At 58.5% G+C, this 4,735-nt stretch carries 4 protein-coding genes; 1 reads left to right on the plus strand and 3 read right to left on the minus strand.

Going from position 1 to position 4,735, the window contains the following annotated elements; all coding sequences use genetic code 11:
• Positions 1-449: 449 nt before the first annotated feature.
• Positions 450-656 carry a hypothetical protein gene (locus AC0L27_RS40685; RefSeq protein WP_473323682.1) on the minus strand — a complete coding sequence of 69 codons (207 nt, stop codon included), beginning with the start codon at positions 654-656 and terminating at the stop codon, positions 450-452.
• A gap of 670 nt (positions 657-1,326) precedes the next feature.
• Between AC0L27_RS40685 and AC0L27_RS40690 the strand changes: the two genes are divergently transcribed.
• Entirely contained in the window at positions 1,327-1,821 is a 495-nt protein-coding gene (locus tag AC0L27_RS40690) for a DUF4142 domain-containing protein (protein WP_473323684.1), read from the plus strand.
• A gap of 1,534 nt (positions 1,822-3,355) precedes the next feature.
• Here AC0L27_RS40690 and AC0L27_RS40695 read toward each other — a convergent pair.
• Positions 3,356-3,556 (minus strand): hypothetical protein, encoded by a 201-nt coding sequence (locus tag AC0L27_RS40695; RefSeq protein ID WP_473323686.1) that lies wholly within the window; start codon positions 3,554-3,556, stop codon positions 3,356-3,358.
• Positions 3,557-4,304: 748 nt separating this feature from the next.
• Positions 4,305-4,577, minus strand: a complete 273-nt coding sequence (locus AC0L27_RS40700) for a hypothetical protein (protein WP_473323688.1) — start codon at positions 4,575-4,577, stop codon at positions 4,305-4,307.
• Positions 4,578-4,735: the final 158 nt, after the last annotated feature.

Consider the following 4,735-nt stretch of genomic DNA (forward strand, 5'->3'; position numbering starts at 1 on the left):
GGTGCTGGCTTGGATATTGATTGCTCCGTTGTATGGCGTGATGAGCGCCGTCTCGCTGTGAAGTTTCTGAACTGACCCACGTCTTTGTTGACGCGCGTCCCTAGCTTCAAGTGGGACCGTATTGAAGCCGCTGCATGCTTGGCCTCGGCCGAGTTGCATCTTGGCTTTCACAAACCGCGCGCCCGCGCGATCCAACGCGGCATCGCCGCAAGGCGTGAAGCCATGCGTGTGAGGGCATGCTGTAGGCCGGTACGGGGAGGGCGTGGCAGTTTTCGGACCCGATCCGCCATCGCAGACCGCTCGCCCCCCGTTTCACCCGCATCTGCAATTGAAATGTTGGGGGGTACCGCGTGGCGCCTCGTTTGCCGCCGGCCAATTGCTAAGCTGAGCCGTTCAATGTCGCGCTCGGCTTCGGGCGCAGCTGCTGAAGGTTTTGGCAGAGCGGGTGGTTAGAGCCGAGTATCCAGCGAAAGCCCAAGAACAAACGCCTTCGCGGCAGTCGCTCCGGGCGTCCGCTTCAGCGCCCGCGCAATTTTCTTAACACCGGCCTTCTTTTTCGCGAGTGACTTCAGCGTCTTCAGGTCGTCTTTCGTCCACTCGCGGCGGACAGCCTTTTTCTCTTTCGCGCCGCTTAACACATCGCGCGGTGTGCGCAACCCGACATCCCTGTTCGTTTTGGAAGCACAAATAATCGAACCCAACACATCCCGCATATCCGACAAACGGCCGGCGAGTCATGCTGGGGCTGGCGCGCCTTCGCTACTCACCGCTCTGTCCGCATGAAGGGGCTGCGCTCTGAGATCAAACGAACGTCGTGGTCGGCTGCCACCGTCAGAGAAGCCTCGATCCGCAGGGGGGGCTCTGGGGGGCGCTCAGCTACCATTGCCCAGGCGATGACGCCGACTGCAAAAAGGGCCACCGCTATCCAAGGATGCCGCATCACTGCGTCCTCGCTAGTCTGTTATCAAAGTCCCGATCAGGTTGAGCAGCGTCTGGTGAATTAGCTGTTCCGTAGGAAATGTCCTTGTACGAGGTGCGTCCTCCTGAGTTGGCATTCGGCCAATGCTTCACGACTGGCGTGCTCGAAGGTGGTTGCCGCGACAAATACCAGATGCTGCTTTCATACCCGATCGCTCATAGCGACGTAATAGCGCCCGCACTATTCGGTTCCAGTTGGACATCGTGCCGACTACGGAATCTTGCGGTGGCCTGCGTCGGCCACTAGAGGGGTCTGCCAGGACCGAACCCCGGCCGAAATGCGCGCTCGATTGGAACCTCTACCGCAATTGGGGTGTTCATCGGCAAAACAACCCGCAGGAGTCGCCTATGAACAGAATGCTTGTGTCGCTCGGGACAGTAGCCTTGATGGCGATCTCAGTTGCGAACGCATCTGCGAAAGATAAGCAAAGCGAGGCGTTCCTTAAGAAGGCAATCGAGGGCAATTTCGCTGAGGTGAGCATGGGAGAGCTGGCGCAGCAGAACGGCCAGAGCGATGCCGTCAAGTCGTTCGGCAGGATGCTCTCCACCGACCATGCTGCCGCCAATCAGAAGGCTTTAACTGCTGCCCAAGCAGCAGGAATGAACCCACCGAGCGGCCCGAGTGCGAAGCAAAAAGCCGACCATGACAAGATGGCAAAAATGTCCGGCGCAGGGTTCGATAAGATGTTCGCTACCCACATGGTCGCAGATCACCAGAAGGACATCGCCGAGTACAAGAAGGCGTCACAAAGCAAGGATGCTGCCGGTGAATATGCTTCTGGCCAGATTGATACGTTGCAAAAACATCTGGACGCCGCAAAATCGTTGAAGGCCGGTAGTTGATCTGACACGGCTTCATGGAGACGCGCCAAGACTACCTGCTCCGGCTGGCGAGCGTTTTAGATGATGTCGGGGCGGACCAGCAGGTGATAATTCGGGACCGGTACATCGAGTACGCGTTCGGCGGGAACGACGCGCTCGCGCTTGCAGAGGCCGAGGTCTTCGCCCGCGCTCATGGCTGCACGTTTCGTTACAACCGCATTGAGCAACAAGGCGTGTTCACCAGGTCGTATCCCGCCGGAGGCAGGGCTTAAGCTTTTAGGAACGACCGCGCAGTTTGATCTGCTTCTTTAGCTTGGAATAGCGAGCCTCGACCGATGCCTGACTGCGGCCGAGGTATGCTGCAATGTCGCTGAATGACGCTCCGCTCGCGCGCATCTGAAAAAGCATTTCGTCGTCCTCTGCGGACCAAATCGCCGAACTTTTAGGAGCCCCGGATCGGACCAATTTCCACCCTGCTGCCGATTTTTGCGATCAGACAAAAGCAGGACCGCGATCAGGCAAATTATGGCGGGTGGCATCCTAAAAACAACCGCTTACAGGTTGGGCAGTCGTACAGGCGCACGCCGGATCGCAGTGTTATCACTGTGTCCCAGCAGGAGGGCCTCACCTCTAGGAGCGCCACGCGAAAAGGCCGCAGCGGCAAACCACTGCGGCCAGCCGGGTTAAAATGAAGACGCGAAATATTGATTCCAGCCCCGGCAACACAAGCCTACAGCGACGGCTCAAGTCCGCAATGTCGGCGATGTCACACTTATGGAAAACTTAAATGTCAGTCTTGCTGACTGAGGGAGGGCTCGCCGGGCTGGCTAAAGCGAGCCCTCAACCTCGTGTGCGAGGCCGCCCCCCGGCTGCCTCATCGCAAGACCAATAGTCTGCGCTAGAACGCGTCAGATTAATGTCCAAACTAACATGGAAGTTTGGCGATCCGGTTGTCCCGATTTCCCGACAACTGCCTTCATCAGGGCTAAAGGCCTAAGCCAAACCTCAAAACGAGAGCCTTGTGACGGAGCGCGCCAGCGGTGCGCTTGGTCAGCGCGCAATTCTCAAGTCGCGCACTTAGCCGCCAGACGGTCGGCGGCGGTTCTGCAGGCGGCCAAATAGCCCTGATTTGCCATTCGGCCCGCTCCTGCCGCAAAGCTTGGGCGGGGCCCTCCGCAGGCGAGGCAGAACAGTAAGGGAGAGCGCTGCCGGGCTCGAAATGCCAGTCCCCCCGGCGGCGCTCTTGTCTCAGACTGGGCACTGAAATCCCACTCCTGTTCAACTCTGCAATGATTATGCCACAGGTTGATGACGGCGCCTTCCTCGACCGCCGGTTCGTGCTGGCGCACAGGAAGCGCGACCGGCAGCGGCTGATGACACATCGCCTGCGGTTGAGGCGGTAACCTGACGTCAATAGGTACCGCCTTACGATGCAGCATCGCGGATTGGTGACGAGTACCGCGGTACGCATGGGCATAGAGAACTCGTCGGCTACCGGACCCGGCGGGTTTTCATTTGAGCAAAAGGGGGCGTTAGACCGCAGCCTTCGGCCGGGTTACGAGTGAAAGATAGTCTTATCCCCGGCTTTGCTGACAATGCGAACGCCATACCGTAGGGGTTTTTTCCAGATCGCCACCCGTTTCGCCTCTGCGATTGCGTCATCGTCATTTAGAGCCTTGATCGGAAAAGAATCGCAGGTCACCCCATCCGGCTTCGTCACGTCAGGAAAATAACAATCCATCATGAAATGAGACATCTGCACCTCCCGACCTTGAGCCGATCAGGCTACCTTTTCCGCTCGCGATCTTCGTACTTTTCCCTACACCGGGAATCGCCGCGCTTTACGAGGTCAACCTCTTGAATGGGCGGATAACAGTGAAGCAGCGCGTATTCGTTGGTATATGGCGCGGGTGAGCGGACGCAGACGTTTGCGCCAACGGGTAGATCGAAAACTGCCCATCCATAAGCATGTAGCTGCAGCTGTCTATCTTCTTTGTTTTGTCTGCGGGACCATCATCGGCCGCCCCGGCTGAAACTAGCGAAGCAAGGGCGACGCCGGCGATTATGAGAGTACGCATTTGGCTCCCTTTCCATTCGAACGCGCTACGAATGTCTGGCGCGGGCGTAGTGTCCGCAAGCGATTTCGGTCGTTAGCCACCGCGGCCGACATTGGAGGAGGCATTATCCAGCCATCGCCGCGTTGCATCGTCACTCCATCCGGGGACTGCGAAGCGCGCCCGAGAATTGACATCCAGGCTCGGACGTTCCGCCGCGGGTTGACGTGCCCGAGAGTGACGCACCTTTGCAGCGTCGGCCGACGTGCACAGGAGCACCACGAAACTCAGCGCCAAAGCAGAGCGCATAGCATCAGCTCCAATCCCGCAACTGCCCTATCTGATGCTCTGACTGTTTCCCCACAAGCTGCACCGGCTTCACAACTACGAGAAGGAGGCGAAAGCGCGCGAGCTACTAGGCGTCGTGGGGAAGCTCTGGGATGTTGTCTCTCAGCAGCGCTGGCAAATATTCATTCTCCGTTTCAGCTGATCTTCATCCGCTTGCTGTTGGGCGTTTTCTTCTTCCCAGGTCATCGGCTTAGACACCGACGAAGGTTTTTGCCCCATTGCGTTGGCACGCTTGCGGGTCCGTTGGTTGGGCAGGGAAGTCTCGGGCGGTGGTGGATATAGCCCGTCTGGCCCCGCCGCCCCCTGCTGGGCAATGCAAGCATTTCCGGATGCGCAGCAAATCGCGGCCAGCAATAGACCAGAACGGATGTTCATGGGTACTCCAAGCGCCAACTCGCGCGCCGCAAATCACGCCGCCGGGCACGCAATACCTTGTCCCGGCGGCTTGATATCCGTCCAGCCCCGGGACGGGATCAGCAAAAATCCCGGATGCTCATGAGTATGGGCGTGGAGTGTGAAGGTTCAGTTCGCTT

The sequence above is a fragment of the Bradyrhizobium sp. Ken51 genome, from assembly GCF_055807435.1.

Bases quoted from the DNA above. Each gene is read 5' to 3' on its own strand.
- AC0L27_RS40690 (WP_473323684.1), top strand. From the start codon at position 1,327: ATGAACAGAATGCTTGTGTCGCTCGGGACAGTAGCCTTGATGGCGATC.
- AC0L27_RS40695 (WP_473323686.1), bottom strand. From the start codon at position 3,556: ATGTCTCATTTCATGATGGATTGTTATTTTCCTGACGTGACGAAGCCG.
- AC0L27_RS40700 (WP_473323688.1), bottom strand. From the start codon at position 4,577: ATGAACATCCGTTCTGGTCTATTGCTGGCCGCGATTTGCTGCGCATCC.